Source organism: Streptomyces sp. W1SF4 (assembly GCF_003950035.1).
In the GTDB taxonomy this organism is placed as follows: domain Bacteria; phylum Actinomycetota; class Actinomycetes; order Streptomycetales; family Streptomycetaceae; genus Streptomyces; species Streptomyces racemochromogenes.
Window position 1 is genome coordinate 6,060,813 of sequence record NZ_CP034350.1, and the last position, 18,870, is coordinate 6,079,682.

At 72.5% G+C, this 18,870-nt stretch carries 15 protein-coding genes and 1 pseudogene; 15 read left to right on the forward strand and 1 reads right to left on the reverse strand.

The window, feature by feature from the left end:
* Window positions 1-171: 171 nt before the first annotated feature.
* The 13 genes and pseudogenes from D1J60_RS28260 to D1J60_RS28315 form a co-directional block, all read left to right on the forward strand.
* Window positions 172-1,002: pseudogene (locus tag D1J60_RS28260) on the forward strand (aminotransferase class V-fold PLP-dependent enzyme); the annotation flags it as partial.
* Between the two features lie 103 nt (window positions 1,003-1,105).
* On the forward strand, window positions 1,106-1,342 hold the full coding sequence (locus D1J60_RS38730; RefSeq protein WP_277607526.1) for a PLP-dependent transferase: 237 nt from the start codon (window positions 1,106-1,108) through the stop codon (window positions 1,340-1,342).
* A gap of 102 nt (window positions 1,343-1,444) precedes the next feature.
* Window positions 1,445-1,951 (forward strand): MaoC family dehydratase, encoded by a 507-nt coding sequence (locus D1J60_RS28265; RefSeq protein WP_125822993.1) that lies wholly within the window; start codon window positions 1,445-1,447, stop codon window positions 1,949-1,951.
* A 35-nt stretch (window positions 1,952-1,986) separates the two neighbouring features.
* Window positions 1,987-2,826 (forward strand): SAM-dependent methyltransferase, encoded by an 840-nt coding sequence (locus D1J60_RS28270; RefSeq protein WP_125822994.1) that lies wholly within the window; start codon window positions 1,987-1,989, stop codon window positions 2,824-2,826.
* Complete coding sequence (locus D1J60_RS28275) at window positions 2,823-3,869, forward strand: methyltransferase domain-containing protein (RefSeq protein WP_125822995.1); 1,047 nt, start codon at window positions 2,823-2,825, stop codon at window positions 3,867-3,869. Before D1J60_RS28270 ends, D1J60_RS28275 begins: the two co-directional genes overlap by 4 nt.
* A gap of 44 nt (window positions 3,870-3,913) precedes the next feature.
* Window positions 3,914-4,807: a diiron oxygenase gene (locus D1J60_RS28280; protein WP_125603927.1), complete on the forward strand. Its 894-nt coding sequence runs from the start codon at window positions 3,914-3,916 to the stop codon at window positions 4,805-4,807.
* Window positions 4,808-4,840: 33 nt separating this feature from the next.
* Window positions 4,841-5,716, forward strand: a complete 876-nt coding sequence (locus D1J60_RS28285; protein ID WP_206436586.1) for a hypothetical protein — start codon at window positions 4,841-4,843, stop codon at window positions 5,714-5,716.
* Between the two features lies 1 nt (window position 5,717).
* On the forward strand, window positions 5,718-6,494 hold the full coding sequence (gene acpS / locus D1J60_RS28290; protein WP_125822996.1) for a holo-ACP synthase: 777 nt from the start codon (window positions 5,718-5,720) through the stop codon (window positions 6,492-6,494).
* Window positions 6,491-7,699, forward strand: a complete 1,209-nt coding sequence (gene metK / locus D1J60_RS28295; protein WP_125822997.1) for a methionine adenosyltransferase — start codon at window positions 6,491-6,493, stop codon at window positions 7,697-7,699. The genes acpS and metK overlap by 4 nt, the downstream gene beginning before the upstream one ends.
* Window position 7,700: 1 nt before the next feature.
* Window positions 7,701-8,684, forward strand: a complete 984-nt coding sequence (locus tag D1J60_RS28300) for a carbohydrate kinase family protein (RefSeq protein WP_125822998.1) — start codon at window positions 7,701-7,703, stop codon at window positions 8,682-8,684.
* A complete protein-coding gene (metH, locus tag D1J60_RS28305; protein ID WP_125822999.1) occupies window positions 8,681-12,139 on the forward strand; it encodes a methionine synthase in 3,459 nt (1,152 codons plus the stop codon). Before D1J60_RS28300 ends, metH begins: the two co-directional genes overlap by 4 nt.
* A gap of 35 nt (window positions 12,140-12,174) precedes the next feature.
* Entirely contained in the window at window positions 12,175-13,581 is a 1,407-nt protein-coding gene (gene ahcY / locus D1J60_RS28310; RefSeq protein ID WP_206436587.1) for an adenosylhomocysteinase, read from the forward strand.
* A gap of 14 nt (window positions 13,582-13,595) precedes the next feature.
* On the forward strand, window positions 13,596-14,273 hold the full coding sequence (locus D1J60_RS28315) for a maleylpyruvate isomerase family mycothiol-dependent enzyme (protein ID WP_125824225.1): 678 nt from the start codon (window positions 13,596-13,598) through the stop codon (window positions 14,271-14,273).
* 78 nt (window positions 14,274-14,351) lie between these two features.
* On the opposite strand, the gene D1J60_RS28320 is transcribed toward D1J60_RS28315, so the two are convergent.
* Window positions 14,352-15,095, reverse strand: a complete 744-nt coding sequence (locus D1J60_RS28320) for a PIG-L deacetylase family protein (protein ID WP_125601975.1) — start codon at window positions 15,093-15,095, stop codon at window positions 14,352-14,354.
* Between the two features lie 145 nt (window positions 15,096-15,240).
* Here D1J60_RS28320 and D1J60_RS28325 point away from each other — a divergent pair, with 145 nt between their 5' ends.
* Window positions 15,241-17,037: an asparagine synthase-related protein gene (locus D1J60_RS28325; RefSeq protein ID WP_125823001.1), complete on the forward strand. Its 1,797-nt coding sequence runs from the start codon at window positions 15,241-15,243 to the stop codon at window positions 17,035-17,037.
* A gap of 185 nt (window positions 17,038-17,222) precedes the next feature.
* The gene (locus D1J60_RS28330; protein ID WP_125823002.1) at window positions 17,223-18,797 is read left to right on the forward strand and encodes a class I tRNA ligase family protein; all 1,575 of its coding nucleotides are present in this window, start codon (window positions 17,223-17,225) and stop codon (window positions 18,795-18,797) included.
* Window positions 18,798-18,870 lie beyond the last annotated feature (73 nt).

Here is an 18,870-nt window from a genome sequence, read left to right on the forward strand (position 1 = left end):
ACGGGACCGCCCGCACGCACCCGAGGGGTCGCCCGACGTCCGTCCCGGACGTCGGGCGACCCCTTTCCCGTACCCCGGCCCCGTACCCCCGTCCCGTGCGCCGCCCCCCATACCCCCGCCCCGTATCCCGGGGCCCGCTCCCGGACCCGCTCCCGAACGAAAGGCCCCCCGATGAAGGACATCCGCACCCGCGCGGTGCACGTGGCCCACGAGCTCGAAGTCCCCGCCAGCCGCCCGCTGTCCGTACCGCTCGTCCAGTCCTCCGCCTTCGCCTTCGACTCCGCCGACGAACTGGCCCGGGCCATGGCCGGCCCCGACGGCGACTACGTCTACAGCCGCCGTGGCAACCCCACCGTCCGCGCCCTGGAACGGACCCTCGCCGGACTGGAGGGCGGCGCCTCGGCCATCGCCTTCGCCTCCGGGATGGGCGCCATCAGCGGGGTGCTCCTCGCCCTGCTCCGCCCCGGCGACCAGGTGATCGCGCAGCGCTGCCTGTACGGGGGGACGTACGCGGCGCTGAGCGACCTGAAGGAGCGCTACGGGGTACGGGTCGACCACATCGGCGGTGACGACGCGCGGGAGTTCGAGGCGCTCGCCGGGCCCCGCACCCGGCTGCTGGTCCTGGAGACCATCGCCAACCCCACCGGCCAGGTCCCCGACCTGCCCGGCCTGCTGGCGGCGGCCCGGCGCCTCGGGGTGACCAGCGCCGTGGACAACTCCCTGGCCTCGCCCGTCCTGTGCCGGCCGATCGAGCACGGCGCCGACATCGTGCTCCACTCCACCACCAAGTACCTCGCGGGGCACTCCGACGTCCTGGGCGGCGCGGCCGTCTTCGCGGACGACGCCCTGCGCCGGGAGGTGTGGCCGCGCACCGTCGAACTCGGCGCCAGCGCCGACCCGTTCGCCGTCTGGCTGACACTGCGCGGGATCGCCACGCTGCCGCTGCGGATGCGCGAGCACTGCGCCAACGCCGGCGTGCTCGCGCAGCGGCTGGCGGCCCACCCGGCGGTGGCGGCCGTCCACTGGCCGTGGCTGGGAACGCACCCCTCGTACGCGATGGCCCGCAAGGTGCTCTCCGGGGGCGGGGGGGCTGCTCTCCTTCGACCTGCGCGGCGGCCGGGAGGCGGGCCGCGCCTTCGTCGAGGGGGTGCGCCTGGCGCGGCTCGCGCTCTCGCTGGGCGGGGTGGAGACGCTGGTCACGCACCCCGCCAGCACCTCCCACCGGGAGCTGGACGAGGGGGCGCTGGCGCGCGCCGGCATCGGTCCGGGCCTGGTCCGGATGTCGGTGGGGATCGAGGACCCGGAGGACCTCTGGCAGGACGTGGAACAGGCACTGCGATAGAACAGACGATGCGGTCTTCTTTTGGGTTGACAAAATAATCGGCTGATTCGTAGATTGGTTCACGCCAGAGGAACTGTTTCTCTCCGTCAAGGGGGTTGCGTGATGCGCTACTTCGAGGACTTCCGGACCGGTGACGTCCACGAACTGGGCTCCGTCACCGTCACGGCGGAGGAGGTGCTGGAGTTCGGCAGGCGCTTCGACCCGCAGCCCTTCCACACCGACCCGGAGCTCGCCGCCCGGACCCCGTTCGGCGGCCTGATCGCCAGCGGCTGGCACAGCGCCTCGATGTTCATGCGCCGCTACGTCGACGGGCTCCTCGCCTACAGCGCCTGTACCGGCTCCCCCGGCGTGGACGAGATCCGCTACCTGCGGCCCGTCCGCCCCGGGGACGTGCTCACGGCGCGCGTAGAGATCCTGGGCTCGCGCCCCTCGCCGTTCAACCCGCGCACCGGCGTCGTCCAGCCCAGGTGCACGCTGGCCGACGCCGACGGGAACGTCGTGTTCAGCATGATCCTGCACAGCATCTTCGAGCGGCGGCCCGCCGAGTGCGACGCGCCGCACCCCGCCGCGGCGGAGGACCCGGTCGTCCGCGCCGGCTCCCCGGCCTGACCATCCCCCCACCCCACGAGTGAAGGGAGCCTCCCGTGGAGGCCGTATCCCGCACCGCCCAGTGGACCGCCGCCGCGCGGGCCCTGGAAACCGAGCGCGAGGACCGGCTGTTCGCCGACCCGTACGCGCGCACCGTCGCCGACACCATCGGCTTCGACCTGCTGGAGCGCTACGCCGGCGCCGGCACCGTGCCGTTCCTCGCCATCCGCACCACCTACCTGGACAGGGCCATCGTCCGTGCCGTCCAGGACCACGGCATCCGCCAGGTGGTGTTCCTCGCCGCCGGCATGGACACCCGCTTCTACCGGCTCCCGTGGCCCGAAGGCGTCACCGTCTACGAACTCGACCGGCCCGCGCTCCTGGAGGCCAAGGCCGAGATGCTGGCCGGGGAACCCGACCCGGCCGGGCGTACCCGCGTCACCGTCCCCGTCGACCTGACCCAGGACTGGACGGGGCCCTTGGAAGAGGCCGGCTGGCGCGCCGACCAGCCCGTGCTGTGGGTCGTCGAGGGTCTGCTCTTCTTCCTCCCCGAGGACGCCGTACGCGGCCTCATCTCCACCCTCGCCGGCCACTCCGCGCCCGGATCCGTCCTGCTCGGCGACGTCATCAGCAAGGCCGCCCTGCAGAACCCGCTCTCCCGGCCCTTCCTCAACTGCCTCGAGGAGGACGGCAACCCGTGGCTCTTCGGCACGGAGACCCCCGAGGCCCTCCTCACCGAATGCGGCTGGGACGTGCGCGAGGTCCGCCAGCCCGGCGAGGACGGCGCCGACTTCGGCCGCTGGCCCTACCCGGTGCCCGCCCGCGAGGTCCCCCGCGTCCCGCGCTCCTTCCTGTTCACCTGTGACCTCCCGACCGCCGAGGTGAAGGCAGCATGACCGCCGTCCACGACTTCCACCAGCGCGTCATCAGCGACGCCGGCGCCGCCGTCCGCGGCCTGACCGTCGCCCTCGGGGAGCGGCTCGGCCTCTACCGGGCGCTGGCCGGGGCCGGCCCGCTGACACCCGCCCAGCTCGCCGAGCGCACCGGGATCAGCACCCGCTACGCCGAGGAGTGGCTGCACGCCCAGCTGAGCGCCGGATACGTCGAGCGCCACCCGGGCGCCGGGGCGTACACGCTGCCCGCCGACCACGTCCCCGTGCTGGCCGACCCCACCGCCGTCACCTTCGCCGCCGGGTTCTTCACCGCCCTCAAGGCCCTCTACGGCACCGAGGACCTCCTCGTCGACGCGTACCGCACCGGCGACGGCGTCGGCTGGGCGGAGCACGACCCGGCCCTCGACACCGGCATGGGCAGCTTCTTCCAGCCCACCTACGAGCACCGCCTCGTCCCCGAATGGCTGCCCGCCCTCACCGGGGTCACCGCCAAGCTCGCCGCCGGCGGCACCGTCGCCGACGTCGGCTGCGGCGTCGGCCACACCACCCTGCTGATCGCGAAGGCCTTCCCGCAGGCGACCGTCCACGGCTTCGACTACTCCGAGGAGGCCGTCTCGATCGCCCGCCGCCTCGCCGACGAGGCCGGGCTCGGCGACCGCGTCGTCTTCGAGGTCGCCTCCGCGGACGACTACCCCGGCACCGGCTACGACCTGGTCACCTTCTTCAACGCCCTGCACGACATGGGCGACCCGGTCTCCGCCGCCCGGCACGTGCACAAGTCCCTGGACGCGGACGGCACCTGGATGCTCGTCGAGTCCAACGTCTCGCCCGACGACATCGGCACCCAGACCCCGGCCGCCCGCATGTTCATGGCCCTCTCCGCCGTCATGTGCCTGCCCGTGGCCGTCGCCCAGCACGGCCCCCACGCGCTCGGCAACCACTCGGGCGAGACGGCCTTCCGCGGCATCGCCGAAGAGGCCGGCTTCACCCGCTGGCGCCGCGCCACCGAGACCCCGGTCAACGCCGTCTACGAAGTCCGGCCGTAGCCGCCGCACCCGGCCCGCGCCACCCCACACCCCGAGGAGTCACCATGGGCGTCAGCGCCCCCCTGCCGGTCACCGACCGGTTCCTTGAAGTCCTGGAACGGCTCAGCCACCGCTCCATCGAGGAGTACTACAACCCCTACCAGCAGTTCGACTGGCCCGAGCAGCTCGACGAGGGCCGCATGTGGATGACCCCCGAACTGCTCACCGTCTACGGCACCCCCTTCCACGAGGAGCTCGGCGAGGAGACCCTCCGGCGCCTCTCCAAGTGGGAGAGCATCAACTTCTACAGCCTCAACGTGCACGGCATCCGCGAACTGCTCATCGAGGTCGTCGGACGCATCCACATGCCCGGCTTCGAGGTGCCCTCGGACTTCTTCCACCACTTCATCGGTGAGGAGAACGAGCACATGTGGTTCTTCGCCGAGTTCTGCCGCCGCTACGGCGACAAGATCTACGGCTCCACCGCCCTGCGCGCCGACTCCGCCTGGGAGCCGGAGGTGGAGAACTTCCTGGTCTTCGCCCGCATCCTGTTCTTCGAGGAGCTCGTCGACCACTACAACACGCGGATGGCGCGCGACGAGGACCTCTGCCACACCATCCGCGAGGTCAACCGCATCCACCACCAGGACGAGTCCCGGCACATCGCCTTCGGCCGGGAACTGGTCTCCCTGCTCTTCGACCGGATGCGCCAGGCCGTCCCCGCCGCCCGCGTCGCCGAGGTCGAGGCCTACCTCAAGCGGTACGTCGTCTACAGCCTCAACTCCCTCTACAACCCGCACGTCTACCGCGACGCCGGCATCGCCGACCCGGTGGGCCTGCGCAACGCCCTGGTCGCCGACGAGCGCCGCCGGCCCTTCGAGCGCAAGACCATCCGCAAGCCGCTCGGATTCTTCCTGAAGACCGGGATCTTCACGGACGACGTCCTGCCCGTCGTCTGAGCGGCCCACCGCCGTCCGAGAGGTGACTCCCCCATGACCGCCATGACCGCCATGACCACCGCCACCACCACCGCTCCGGCCACCACGGGCCTTCCGTCGCTCGGCCCCGAGGGCACCGCCCTGCTGCGGCTGCTCGACGACACCTTCGAGAACTGGGGCGTCCAGGCGGGCGCCCGCTCGATGACCATGCCCCCGCTGCTGCCCGCCGCCGACCTGGCCCGGCTCGACTACTACGACAACTTCCCCCACCAGGCCGTCGTGGCGGCCCCGCTGAACCTGGACGTCCGGGAGACCAGCGAGTTCTGCGCCGACACCGGCTGCTTCCCCTGTGACGCGCTGGAACCGGCCGCCCTCGGCCTGCCGTCCGCGTCCTGTTACGCCGTCTACATCGACCACCAGGGCCGCCCGGCCGCCGACGACGAGCTCGTCACCGTCGTCGGCTGGTGCTTCCGCAAGGAGGCGCACTACGAGGGACTGCGCCGCCAGCTCGGCTTCCGCATGCGGGAGATCGTCGCCATCGGCACCCGCGAGCACGCCGAACGGCACCTCGCGACCTTCACCCGGCGGATCCACGCCTTCGCCGAGGCCCTCGACCTGCCGCTGAGCCGCGAGGCCGCCTGCGACCCCTTCTTCGACAAGGGCAGCTCCAAGGCCGTCCTCCAGCGCCTGACCCCGGTCAAGCACGAGTTCCTGTACGAGGACCTCGCGATCGCCTCGGTCAACACCCACCGCAACTTCTTCGGCGACCGGTGCGAGATCCCCCTCGCCTCCGGCGGCGGCCCCGCCTTCACCAGCTGCGTCGCCTTCGGACTGGAGCGCTGGCTGTCCGCGCTCACCCGCCGCCACGGCAGCTGGGGCGCCGCGACCGCCGCGGTCCTGCGCGCGAACGCCGCCGGGCCGGCGATCTGAGATGCCGACCCGACCCGTCGTCGCCCCGCCGGCGGGCGGCCTGGGCTGGGCGAACCTCGGCATGGACATCGTGTCCGTCACCCGTGTCCGCCGGCTCCTGCGCCTCTACGGCGAGGACTTCTTCCAGCGCATGCTCGCCCCCGGCGAACTCGCCGACTGCCGCACCGCCGCCAAGCTCGACGTACTGAGCCTGTGCGGGCGGATCGCCGCCAAGGAGGCGGCGTTCAAGACCCTCCGCGTCCGCGCCGTGTTCCTGCCCTGGCGGGACATCATCGTGCGGCGCTCCGAGGGCGGCTGGCCGCTCGTGGAACTCCACCGGTCCGCCGCCGAGATGGCCGAGCGCTCCGGCATCGCCGGGATCACCGTGACCATCAGCCACGACGTGGACTACGCGGTGGCGGTCGCCGCCCCCGTACTGGACCCGAACGCCGTCCCGGAGCCCCTCCCCGCCCCGGGCCCCGCCCCGGAGCCCGCCCCGGCCCCCGCGCCCCCCACCCCACCCGTACACAGCACTTCAAGGAGAGACACCATGTCCGACGGTCTGCAGCTCGTGAAGAACTGGCTCCTCGCCCGCCACGAGGAGCTCGACGACATCGCCGGCGACCTCGACCTCATCGAGACCCGGCTGATCGACTCCCTGTCCTTCGTCGAGTTCGTCTTCCTGCTGGAGCAGCACAGCGGCCGCGCCATCCAGCTGGAGACCCTGGAGGTCGACGAGATCCGCACCCTCGACGCGATCCGCACCCACTTCTTCACCGCCCAGGCGGTCCAGGCATGAGCAGGCGCCTGTTCACCTCCGAATCCGTCACGGAAGGCCATCCCGACAAGATCGCCGACCGGATCAGCGACACGATCCTCGACGCCCTCCTGCGCGAGGACCCGGCGTCCCGCGTCGCGGTCGAGACCCTCATCACCACCGGCCAGGTCCACATCGCCGGAGAGGTCACCACGACGGCGTACGTGCCGATCGCCGAACTCGTCCGCGGCGCCATCCTCGACATCGGCTACGACTCGTCCAAGAAGGGCTTCGACGGTGCCTCCTGCGGCGTGTCGGTGTCCATCGGCGCCCAGTCCCCGGACATCGCCCAGGGCGTCGACACCGCCTACGAGCAGCGCGTCGAGGGCGAGGGCGACGAACTCGACCGGCAGGGTGCCGGCGACCAGGGCCTGATGTTCGGCTACGCCACGGACGAGACGCCCGAGCTGATGCCGCTGCCGATCCACCTCGCGCACCGCCTCTCGCGCCGTCTGACCGAGGTCCGCAAGAACGGGAAGATCCCCTACCTGCGCCCCGACGGCAAGACCCAGGTCACCATCGAGTACGACGGTGACAGGGCCGTCCGCCTGGACACGGTGGTGGTCTCCACCCAGCACGCCGCCGACATCGACCTCGACTCCCTCCTCACCCCGGACATCCGGGAGTTCGTCGTCGAGCACGTCCTCGCCCGGCTCCTCGAGGACGGCATCAAGCTGGACACCGAGGGCTACCGGCTGCTGGTCAACCCGACCGGCCGCTTCGAGATCGGCGGCCCGATGGGCGACGCCGGCCTGACCGGCCGCAAGATCATCATCGACACGTACGGCGGCATGGCCCGCCACGGCGGCGGCGCCTTCGCCGGCAAGGACCCCTCGAAGGTGGACCGCTCGGCCGCCTACGCCATGCGCTGGGTCGCCAAGAACGTGGTCGCCGCCGGCCTGGCCGCGCGCTGCGAGGTCCAGGTCGCCTACGCCATCGGCAAGGCCGAACCCGTCGGCCTCTTCGTCGAGACCTTCGGTACCGGCACCCTGCCCGACGAGCGGATCCAGGAAGCCGTGACCGAGGTCTTCGACCTCCGCCCCGCCGCGATCGTCCGTGACCTCGACCTGCTGCGCCCGATCTACGCCCAGACCGCCGCCTACGGCCACTTCGGCCGCGAACTGCCGGACTTCACCTGGGAACGCACCGACCGAGTGCACGCGCTGCGCAAGGCCGCCGGGATCTGACATGCGCATCGCTGTCACCGGGTCCATCGCGACCGATCACCTGATGACCTTCCCCGGCCGGTTCGCGGACCAGCTGCTCGCGGACCGGCTGGACCGGGTCTCCCTGTCGTTCCTCGCCGACAACCTGGAAGTGCGACGGGGCGGGGTGGCGGCGAACATCGCCTTCGGGCTGGGCGTGCTGGGACTGCGCCCGTCCCTGGTGGGCGCGGTGGGCGGGGACTTCGAGCCCTACCGGGTGTGGCTCAAGGACCACGGGGTGGACACCGACTCCGTCCGCGTCAGCGACACCCGCCACACCGCCCGCTTCGTCTGCACCACCGACCGGGAGCAGAACCAGATCGCGACCTTCTACGCCGGCGCGATGGCCGAAGCCCGCGAGATCGACCTGCGGGAGGTCGTCACCCGCCACGGCCGGCCGGACCTGGTCCTGGTCTCCCCGGACGACCCCGAGGCCATGCTCCGGCACACCCGGGGCTGCCGCGAACTCGGCATCCCCTTCGCCTCCGACCCCTCCCAGCAGCTGGCCCGGCTCGACCGCGACGAGGTGCGCGAACTGGTCGACGGCGCGCAGCGGCTGTTCACCAACGAGTACGAGTCCGCCCTGCTGTGCGAGCGGTCCGGACTCACCGAGGAGCAGGTCCTGCGGCGCGTCGGCTCCTGGGTCACCACGCGCGGCGAGGACGGCGTACGGATCCGCGCGGAAGGCCGCGAGACCCTCACCGTCCCCGCCGTGCCGGTCGCCGAGGTCGTCGACCCGACGGGCGTCGGCGACGCCTTCCGGGCCGGCTTCCTCGCCGGGACGGCCTGGGGCGTCGCCGAGCGGTACGCGGCCCGGCTGGGCTGCGCGGTCGCCGCGACCGTCCTCGACCACACCGGCACGCAGGAGTACCGCCTGGAACGCGAACCGCTGCTGGCCCGGCTCCGCACCGCCTACGGCCCGGCCACCGCGACGGAACTGTCCACACACCTGGGGGCTCTGGAATGAGACGGTCACTGCGGGAGGAACTCGCCAGACGCGTCGTCGTCGCGGACGGCGCCATGGGCACGATGCTCCAGGAGGCCGACCCCGCCCTGGACGACTTCCTCGGACTGGAGGGCTGCAACGAGGTCCTCAACCTGACCCGCCCCGACATCGTCCGCTCGGTCCACGACGCCTACTTCGCCGTCGGCGTGGACTGCGTCGAGACCAACACCTTCGGCAGCAACCTGTCCGCGCTCGCCGAGTACGGCATCGAGGACAAGGTCTACGAACTCTCCGAGGCCGGAGCCCGCATCGCCCGCGAGTCGGCGGACGCGCACACCGCCCGGGACGGCCGGCCCCGCTGGGTGCTGGGGTCCCTGGGCCCCGGCACCAAGCTGCCCACCCTCGGGCACGTGGGGTACGAGCCCCTGCGCGACGCCTACCAGCAGAGCGCCGAGGGCCTGGTCCGCGGCGGCGCGGACGCGCTGCTCGTGGAGACCACCCAGGACCTCCTCCAGACCAAGGCCGCCGTCATCGGCGCGCGACGGGCACTGGACTGGTGCGGCATGGGAGACCTCCCGCTGATCGTCCAGGTCACGGTCGAGACCACCGGCACGATGCTGCTGGGGTCGGAGATCGGTGCGGCGCTGACGGCGTTGGAGCCGCTGGGGATCGACATGATCGGTCTGAACTGTGCGACGGGTCCGGCGGAGATGAGCGAGCACCTGCGCTACCTCGCCCGCAACGCGCGGATCCCGCTGTCGTGCATGCCGAACGCGGGCCTGCCGGTGCTGACGAAGCAGGGCGCGCACTATCCGCTGTCGGCCTCCGAGCTGGCGGACGCGCAGGAGACCTTCGTCCGTGAGTACGGGCTGTCGCTGGTGGGCGGCTGCTGTGGTACGACGCCGGAGCATCTGCGGCAGGTGGTGGAGCGGGTGCGGGGCACGGCGGTGACCGAGCGCAGTCCGCAGCCGGAGGCGGGTGCGGCGTCGCTCTATCAGACGGTGCCGTTCCGGCAGGACACCTCGTACATGGCGATCGGTGAGCGGACGAACGCGAACGGGTCGAAGAAGTTCCGTGAGGCGATGCTGGAGGGCCGCTGGGACGACTGTGTGGAGATGGCGCGGGACCAGATCCGTGAGGGCGCGCACATGCTGGATTTGTGCGTGGACTACGTGGGCCGTGACGGTGTCGCGGACATGCGGGAGCTGGCGGGGCGTTTCGCCACCGCCTCCACCCTGCCCATCGTCCTGGACTCGACCGAGGTCCCCGTCATCCAGGCGGGGCTGGAGAAGCTGGGCGGGCGTGCGGTCATCAACTCGGTCAACTACGAGGACGGTGACGGGCCGGACTCGCGGTTCGCGAAGGTGACCCGTCTGGCGCGGGAGCACGGTGCTGCGCTGATCGCGCTGACCATCGACGAGGAGGGCCAGGCCCGTACGGTCGAGCACAAGGTCGCCATCGCCGAACGCCTCATCGAGGACCTGACGTCGAACTGGGGGATCCGGGAGTCGGACATCCTCATCGACACGCTGACGTTCACGATCTGCACGGGGCAGGAGGAGTCCCGTAAGGACGGGATCGCGACGATCGAGTCGATCCGTGAGCTCAAGCGCCGTCATCCGGACGTGCAGACGACGCTGGGTCTGTCGAACATCTCCTTCGGTCTGAATCCGGCGGCCCGGGTGCTGCTGAACTCGGTGTTCCTGGACGAGTGCGTCAAGGCGGGTCTGGACTCGGCGATCGTGCACGCGTCGAAGATCCTGCCGATCGCCCGGTTCGACGAGGAGCAGGTCAGCACCGCCCTCGACCTGATCTACGACCGGCGTGAGGGTGACTACGACCCGCTGCAGAAGCTGATGGCCCTCTTCGAGGGGGTGAACACCAAGTCGCTGAAGGCCGGCCGTGCGGAGGAGCTCCTGGCGCTGCCGCTGGAGGAGCGGCTCCAGCGGCGGATCATCGACGGCGAGAAGAACGGCCTGGAGGCGGACCTGGACGAGGCCCTGCAGTCCCGGCCGGCGCTGGACATCGTCAACGACACCCTGCTGGAGGGCATGAAGGTCGTCGGTGAGCTGTTCGGTTCCGGGCAGATGCAGCTGCCGTTCGTCCTGCAGTCGGCGGAGGTGATGAAGACGGCGGTCGCCTACCTCGAGCCGCACATGGAGAAGACGGACGACGAGGGCAAGGGCACGATCGTGCTGGCCACGGTCCGCGGGGACGTCCACGACATCGGCAAGAACCTGGTCGACATCATTTTGACCAACAACGGCTACAACGTGGTGAACATCGGCATCAAGCAGCCGGTCTCGGCGATCCTGGAGGCCGCGCAGGAGCACAAGGCCGACGTGATCGGCATGTCCGGGCTGCTGGTCAAGTCCACGGTGATCATGAAGGAGAACCTGGAGGAGCTCAACCAGCGCAAGCTGGCGGCCGACTACCCGGTGATCCTCGGCGGCGCCGCCCTCACCCGCGCCTACGTCGAACAGGACCTCCACGAGATCTACGAGGGCGAGGTCCGCTACGCCCGGGACGCGTTCGAAGGCCTGCGGCTGATGGACGCGCTGATCGCCGTCAAGCGCGGCGTCCCCGGCGCCCAACTCCCGCCCCTCAAGCAGCGCCGCGTACCGCAGCGGGCGGCCGTACTCGACGTGCACGAGCCGGAGGAGTCCGGCGCCCGCTCCGACGTCGCCGTCGACAACCGGGTGCCCACCCCGCCGTTCCTCGGCACCCGGGTCGTCAAGGGCGTCCCGCTCAAGGAGTACGCGGGCTGGCTCGACGAGCAGGCGCTCTTCAAGGGCCAGTGGGGCCTCAAGGACGCGGAGTCCGTCGAGACGGAGGGCCGGCCCCGGTTGCGCGGCTGGCTGGACCGGCTGCACACCGAGCGGCTCCTGGAGGCCGCCGTGGTCTATGGCTACTTCCCCTGCGTCTCCAAGGGCGACGACCTGATCGTCCTGGACGAGGACGGGGGAGAGCGCACCCGGTTCACCTTTCCCCGCCAGCGCCGCGGGCGTCGGCTCTGCCTCGCCGACTTCTTCCGCCCGGAGGACTCGGGCGAGACCGACGTCGTCGGCCTCCAGGTGGTCACCGTCGGCTCCAGGATCGGCGAGGCCACGGCCAAGCTGTTCGAGTCGGACTCCTACCGCGAGTACCTGGAGCTGCACGGCCTCTCCGTCCAGCTCGCCGAGGCCCTCGCCGAGTACTGGCACGCCCGCGTCCGCGCCGAGCTCGGCATCGCCGGGTCGGATCCGGCGGCCATGGACGGCATGTTCCGCACCGAGTACCAGGGCTGCCGCTACTCCCTCGGCTACCCGGCCTGCCCCGACCTGGAGGACCGCGCCAAGATCGCCGACCTGCTCCGGCCGGAGCGGATCGGCGTCCACCTCTCGGAGGAGTTCCAGCTCCACCCCGAGCAGTCCACCGACGCCATCGTCATCCACCACCCCGAGGCCGGCTACTTCAATGCCGGAGGCCGCCGATGACCTCCGGCGCCGGACGAGTTCAAGGAGCACTTCCCATGTCTGACGGGTTCACGGACTTCAAGGTCGCGGACCTTTCCCTTGCCGCCTTCGGCCGCAAGGAGATCACCCTGGCCGAGCACGAGATGCCGGGTCTGATGTCGATCCGCGAGGAGTACGCCGAGGCGCAGCCGCTGGCCGGCGCCCGCATCACCGGCTCCCTGCACATGACCGTGCAGACCGCCGTGCTGATCGAGACCCTCGTCGCCCTCGGCGCGGAGGTCCGCTGGGTGTCCTGCAACATCTACTCGACGCAGGACCACGCGGCCGCGGCCATCGCGGCCGCGGGGATCCCCGTCTTCGCCTGGAAGGGCGAGACGCTGGAGGAGTACTGGTGGTGCACGGAGCAGGCGCTGACCTGGCCCGGGCACGCGGGCCCGAACATGATCCTGGACGACGGCGGGGACGCCACCCTCCTGGTCCACAAGGGCGTCGAGTTCGAGAAGGCCGGGGCCGTTCCCGACCCGTCGACGGCCGACAACGAGGAGATGGCCCTCGTCCTCGAACTCCTGGGCCGCTCCGCCCTGAACTGGACCGAGCTCGCCTCCGGGATCCGGGGGGTGACGGAGGAGACCACGACCGGTGTCCACCGCCTCTACGAGATGCACCAGGCCGGCGCCCTCCTCTTCCCGGCGATCAACGTGAACGACGCCGTCACCAAGTCGAAGTTCGACAACAAGTACGGCTGCCGGCACTCGCTGATCGACGGCATCAACCGTGCCACCGACGTCCTGATCGGCGGCAAGGTCGCGGTCGTCTGCGGCTACGGCGACGTGGGCAAGGGCTGTGCGGAGTCGCTGCGCGGCCAGGGCGCGCGCGTCATCGTCACCGAGATCGACCCGATCTGCGCGCTGCAGGCGGCGATGGACGGCTACCAGGTCGCCACCCTCGAGGACGTGGTGGAGACCGCGGACATCTTCATCACCACGACCGGCAACAAGGACATCATCATGGCCTCGGACATGGCCAAGATGAAGCACCAGGCCATCGTGGGCAACATCGGCCACTTCGACAACGAGATCGACATGGCCGGCCTCGCGAAGATCGAGGGCATCGTCAAGGACGAGGTCAAGCCGCAGGTCCACACCTGGAAGTTCCCCGACGGCAAGGTCCTGATCGTGCTGTCCGAGGGCCGCCTGCTGAACCTGGGCAACGCCACCGGCCACCCCTCGTTCGTGATGTCGAACTCCTTCGCGGACCAGACCCTGGCCCAGATCGAGCTCTTCACCAAGCCGTCCGAGTACCCGACCGACGTCTACGTGCTCCCCAAGCACCTCGACGAGAAGGTCGCCCGCCTCCACCTCGACGCCCTCGGCGTCAAGCTCACCACCCTGCGCCCCGAGCAGGCCGCGTACATCGGCGTCAAGGTCGAGGGCCCGTACAAGCCCGACCACTACCGCTACTGACGGCCGTGGCCATCATGGAAGCGGCCGTGGAAGCCGACGCCGAGGTGCGCGACCCGTGGCTGCCCGACCGGCTGCTGCGCACCGAACGGGACGCGCTGCTCCCGCTGTTGCGGCGTACGCCGGAGTCGGCGTTCGGGCTGCGCACCGCCTGCCCGGGGTGGACCGTACGGGACGTGCTCGCGCACTGCGGGGCCGCCCTGGTTCGCATCGTGGAGGGCCGGCTGGAGGAAGGCGTGTTCCTGCCCGCCGCCAACGCCGCCGACGTGGCCGAACGCGCGGAGTGGCCGCTGGCGCGGATCGTGGACGAGCTGGAGCGCGGGCTCGGCGAGGCCGGCCCGGTCATCGCCGGGGGCGACGGCACGCTCGACGCCGTGGCCCTGGGGGAGTGGATCCACGCGGGCGACGTCCGCGCGGCCTTCGGGGAGCCCGGGGCGTACGCCGGGGACAGCCTGCCGCTGGCCCTGCCCCTGCTGCGGATGGTCAGCCGCAAACGGGACACGCCCCGGCTGGTCGCGGACACCGGCGGCCCCGGGGGCCCGCTGGTCCTGGGCAACGAGGTGCCGGGCCGGCCCCCGGCCCGCTTCCGGGGCGACGCGGCGACGCTGATCCGCCTCTACTCCGGCCGCCCCCTGGTCGCGACCCGCTACGAACTGGCGGGCGCGGCCGAGGCGGAACTGCTCGTCTACCGGTGACCCCGGACAGCACGACGGCCAGGTCCCGTACGCCCCACAGGGCGCACGCGGCCCGGCCCCGGGAAGGCCCCCGGCCGGTCAGTCGGTCCTGACGACCTGGAAGGCCTCCGCCATCCGGCCCGGGGGCAGCCCCGCCGCCCGGGCGTGCTCGCCCAGCCACTCCCGCAGCAGCCCCGCCAGGTCGTCGAAGTGCGCGGTCTGCGAGGTGTGGATGCGCAGGGCCTCGACCTTGCGGTCGAAGACGGGGGTGACGTCGATGTACTGGTTGGGCGTCGGCCCCGTCATCAGCCACAGCTCCGGCACGATCCACGGCTCCAGGCCCTCCTCCTTGAGGAGTTCGGGGTGCGCGAACGGGTTGCGCGCCTCGGGGTAGACGGCCCGCAGGGCGGCGTCGCCCACCGCCCGGTGGTCCGGGTGCAGGTCCGCGATCCGGCCCCAGTTGATCTCCGGGCTCGGGATGACGGCACGCTGCGGCCGGACCTGCCGGATCACCCGGCACAGGTCCCGGCGCAGCTCCACGCTCGCCTCGACGTAACCGTCCGGGTAGCCGAGGAAGCGGACGTCGTCGACGCCGCTGCGCTTGGCCGAGTGGACCTGCTCGGCCCGGCGCAGGTCCCCCATGGCCTGGCGCGGGAGCTGCTCGTCGTAGCCGCCCGCACCGCCGTCGGTGACGATGCAGTACGTCACCCGGGTGGTGCCCTGCGCGATCCACCGCATGACCGTCCCGCTGACGCAGAACTCGATGTCGTCCGGGTGCGCGGCCACGACCAGCAGGGATTCGGGGGCGCTGCGGTCTGTGTGATCGGTCGCGAAGTGTTCCATGTGATCAGCGTGTTGGGCTCGGGCACCCGCCGCAAGGCGGCCCCTTTGGCGTACTCGCGACATGTCGCCTGTACGCCACGCGCAGGTCTGACTGCTCCACATCGTCGAGGGAACCACGCACGCGTGGGAAGCGGAGGCGTCCGGCATGGGCAGGATCTTCGGCTCGCTCGCGGCCGGCGCGGCCGCACCCGACCCGGCCGAGCTGGCGGCCGTCTCGGCCCGGCAGCGGCACGGCGGCCCCGACGGGCACCAGGTGCTGCGCGGGCCGGGGTGGGCGCTGGGCTGCGACCGGCTCGCGGTGACCGACCCGCGCGGCGGGCGGCAGCCGTACCGGCTGGCCCACCTGCCGGGGGTGGTCGCCGTCCTGGGCGGGGAGATCTACAACCACGCCGAGCTGCGGCGCGAACTCGCCGCCCGCGGCCACCGCTTCCCCGACCTGTGCGACGGCACGCTGCTGCCCGCGCTGTACGCCGAGTACGGGACGGGATTCGCGCAGCGCCTCGACGGGATGTTCGCCGTCGCCGTCGTCGACGTCCGCGCGGCCCCCCGCCTGGTCCTGGCCGTGGACCCCATGGGCGGCAGGTTCCTGCACTACCACCAGGGCGCGGACGGGGCGTTCCGGTTCGCCTCCGAGATCCCGGCGCTGCTGGCGTTCGACGGGGTGCGGGCGGCGCCGCGTGCGGACAGCCTCGACACCGTCCTCGCCCTGCGCACCCCGATCACCGCCCGGACCGCCCTGGAGGGCATCAGTACCCTGCCGCCCGGCGTGACCGCCGTCGTGCACCCGGGCAGACCGGCGGCGCTGCGGCGGCTCCCGGCACCGCCGGCCCCCGAGCGGGGACGCCGGTCCACCGCGGACGTGCTCCGCCGGGAGGTGCGCCGCCTCGCGCGGGCCGATGTGCCGGTGTGCGTCCTCACCAGCGGCGGGCTCGCGTCGGGCCTGGTCACCGCGCTGACGGCCGAGTACGCCCGGGAGGCGGGGGCGCCCGCCCCGCACGGCTTCCACCTCCGCTACCGGGGGCGGTGGCCCGACGGGGAGGCCGCGTACGCCCGCGCTGTGGCCCGGCACACCCGTACCGTCCACCACGAAGTCGCCCTGGACCCGGCCGAGCTGGGGTCGCTGCTGACCCTCACCACCCGCCACCTGGGGCAGCCTGACGCCGATCCGGCCGCGCTGAGCACGTACGCCCTCTTCCGGGCCGTGCGGCGGGCCGGGTACAGCGTGGCCCTGACCGGGGACGGCGCCGACGAGCTGTTCGGTGCCGACGCGCGTACGCGGGTGGCGGGCACGGGCCCGTTCGTCGCCGACTGGGCCGCCGCCTACACGGACGGGCTGTCCGCCGCGCCGCGGCTGCTGCGCGAGTACCTGTACACGCCCGACTACCGGGCCTTCATCGAGGAGGAGGGCTCGGCCGCCGACCGCGTCGAACGGGAACTGCGCTCGGCGGGCGGAGACCGGCTGGCGGCGGTCACCACGTTCGAGGGCCGCTGGCGGCTGCCGTCCCGGCACCTGCGCCGGCTCGACCACCTGGGCATGGCCTCGGCCGTCGAAGCGCGGACGCCGCTTTGCCGGCCGCAGGTGGCCGCGCACGCCCGGGCCCTGCCGCCGCGCCTGCTCCAGGACCGGCGGGCACTGGCCGAGGCGGGCCGGGAGCTGCTGCCCCGGGCCGTACGGCGGCGGCCCCGGCAGCCGTTCGCGCTGCCGGTCACCGCGATGCTCGCCCCCGGCGGGCCGCTGCTGGAACCCGTACGCGACCTGCTGTCGGCGGAGCGGCTGGCGCGGGCCGGGCAGGTCCGGCCGGACCGGGTGCGGACCCTGCTGGCCCGCCAGCTGGAGCGGCCCTCGGACGGCGACGCGCTCGCGCTGTGGGCGCTGGCCACGTACGAGCTGTGGACCGAGGTGGTGCGGGGGCTGCGGGTGCCGGCGGACTGCGCCGCCTGAGGGCCGCGCACCGGCCGCGCACCGGCCGTGGGGAGGTCCGCTGGCGTGTCCACGCAACGGCGCGAACGCGCAAGCCGATACCAGACCGGGCGGTCCGTTTCTCTGTCAGTCTTGGCTGGGCACCCGCTGTCCCTTCCGTTCCGAGCCTCGCTGCGTCCTTCGCACCACAGCGTCAAGGAGGTCCCATGAGCACCCCCGTCTGGATCACCGCGACCCCGCCGGCCACCCACGGCGAACTGCACGTCGGCCATCTCGCAGGACCGTACGTCGCCGCCGACGTACTCGCCCGGTTCCTGCGGGCCGAGGGCGAACCCGTCCGGTTCACCACCGGCACCGCCGACCACGACAGCTCCGTCCACGTCCGCGCGCTCCGCGCCGGCCGCAAACCGGAGGAGGTCGCCGAGGGGTACCGCGCCGCGATCACGTCGGACTGGCTGCGCTCGGGAGTCGAGTTCGACCACGTCGTGCGACCCCGCCAGGACAAGGGCTACCGGGGCCGGCTGACGGAGCTCTTCCGGCAGCTCCACGCGGACGGCGTCATCGCCGCCCGCACCCGCCTGACCCCGTACTGCGAGCCCTGCGGGCGCTGGCTCCACGGAGCACACGTCACCGGCACCTGCCCGCACTGCGCGGCGGCCTGCGAGGGCGGGATGTGCCACGAGTGCGCCCGCCCCAACGACGGGGGCGACCTGCTGGAGCCGCGCTGCGCCCTGTGCGACTCCCCGGCCTCGCTCCGGCGCTGCCGGCGGCTGTACGTCCCGCTGGAGCCGTACCGCGAGGCCCTCGCCGAGTACTGGGCCGGCACCGGGCTGCCGCCGAGGCTGGCCGCGCTGTGCGAGTCGCTCGTGGAGGACGGGCTGCCGGACATCGCGGTGTCCCACCCCGCCGAGTGGGGGCTGCCCGTCCCCGTCGACGGGTTCCCCGAGCACCGGATCGACGGCTGTTTCGAGGCGGCCGCCATGCACCTCTTCGGCCACGGTGACCGGCCGTTGCCCGAACGGGCCGTCCACTTCTGCGGGTTCGGCCACGCCTTCTGCCACGCGGTGCTGCTGCCGGTGCTGCTGTTCGCCCAGGGGCTCAAGCTGCCCCAGCACTTCTGCGTCAACGAGGCGTACCTCATCGAGGACGAGGCGCTCGTCCGGGGCTCCGGCCCGAAGGCCTGGGCGCTGGACCTGATCACCGAGTACGGTTCGGACACCCTGCGCCGGCACGTCCTGCAGGCCCGCCCGCTCGGCCGCCGCACGGCCTTCCGCGCCGACCGGCTCGCCGCCGCCCGCCGGGAGCTGGACGAGAGCTGGAACAGCTGGCTCGCCCGGCTTTTCGCCGCCGTCCGCGAGGAGTGCGCGGGACGGGCCCCGGAAGCCCTTCCCGCAGGCTCCGGCTGGGAGCTGCTGGAGCGCCGGCTGCTGCGCGGGCTGGAGGACCTGCGCGAGGCCTACTCCCCGGAGGGCTTCGACCCGCGCAGGGCGGTCGCGCTGCTCGACGAGATGGTGCGTTCCGCGGCGGACTTCGGGCACGTCAACGCGCACGAGGCCCACCGCCCCACCGGCGCCGGCCGCCACCTGCCGGTGCTGGCCGCGCAGTTGGCGGTGGCCCGGGCGCTGGGCGCGTGGGCGCGCCCGGTGATGCCGGAGGGCGCGGACCGGCTGGCCGCCGCCCTCAGGACGCGACCGGGCGGCCCGGTCTCGGCCGCCGCCCTCGTCCCGCCGGCCCCGGGCACGCGCCTGGCCCCGCCATCGGGACCGGTGTTCGGCTTCTAGCGCCGGGCCGCGGCGCGCCTCCCGCACCGACGGCACGCGCACGCCGCGCACGACGCACACCACGGGCCCGGCG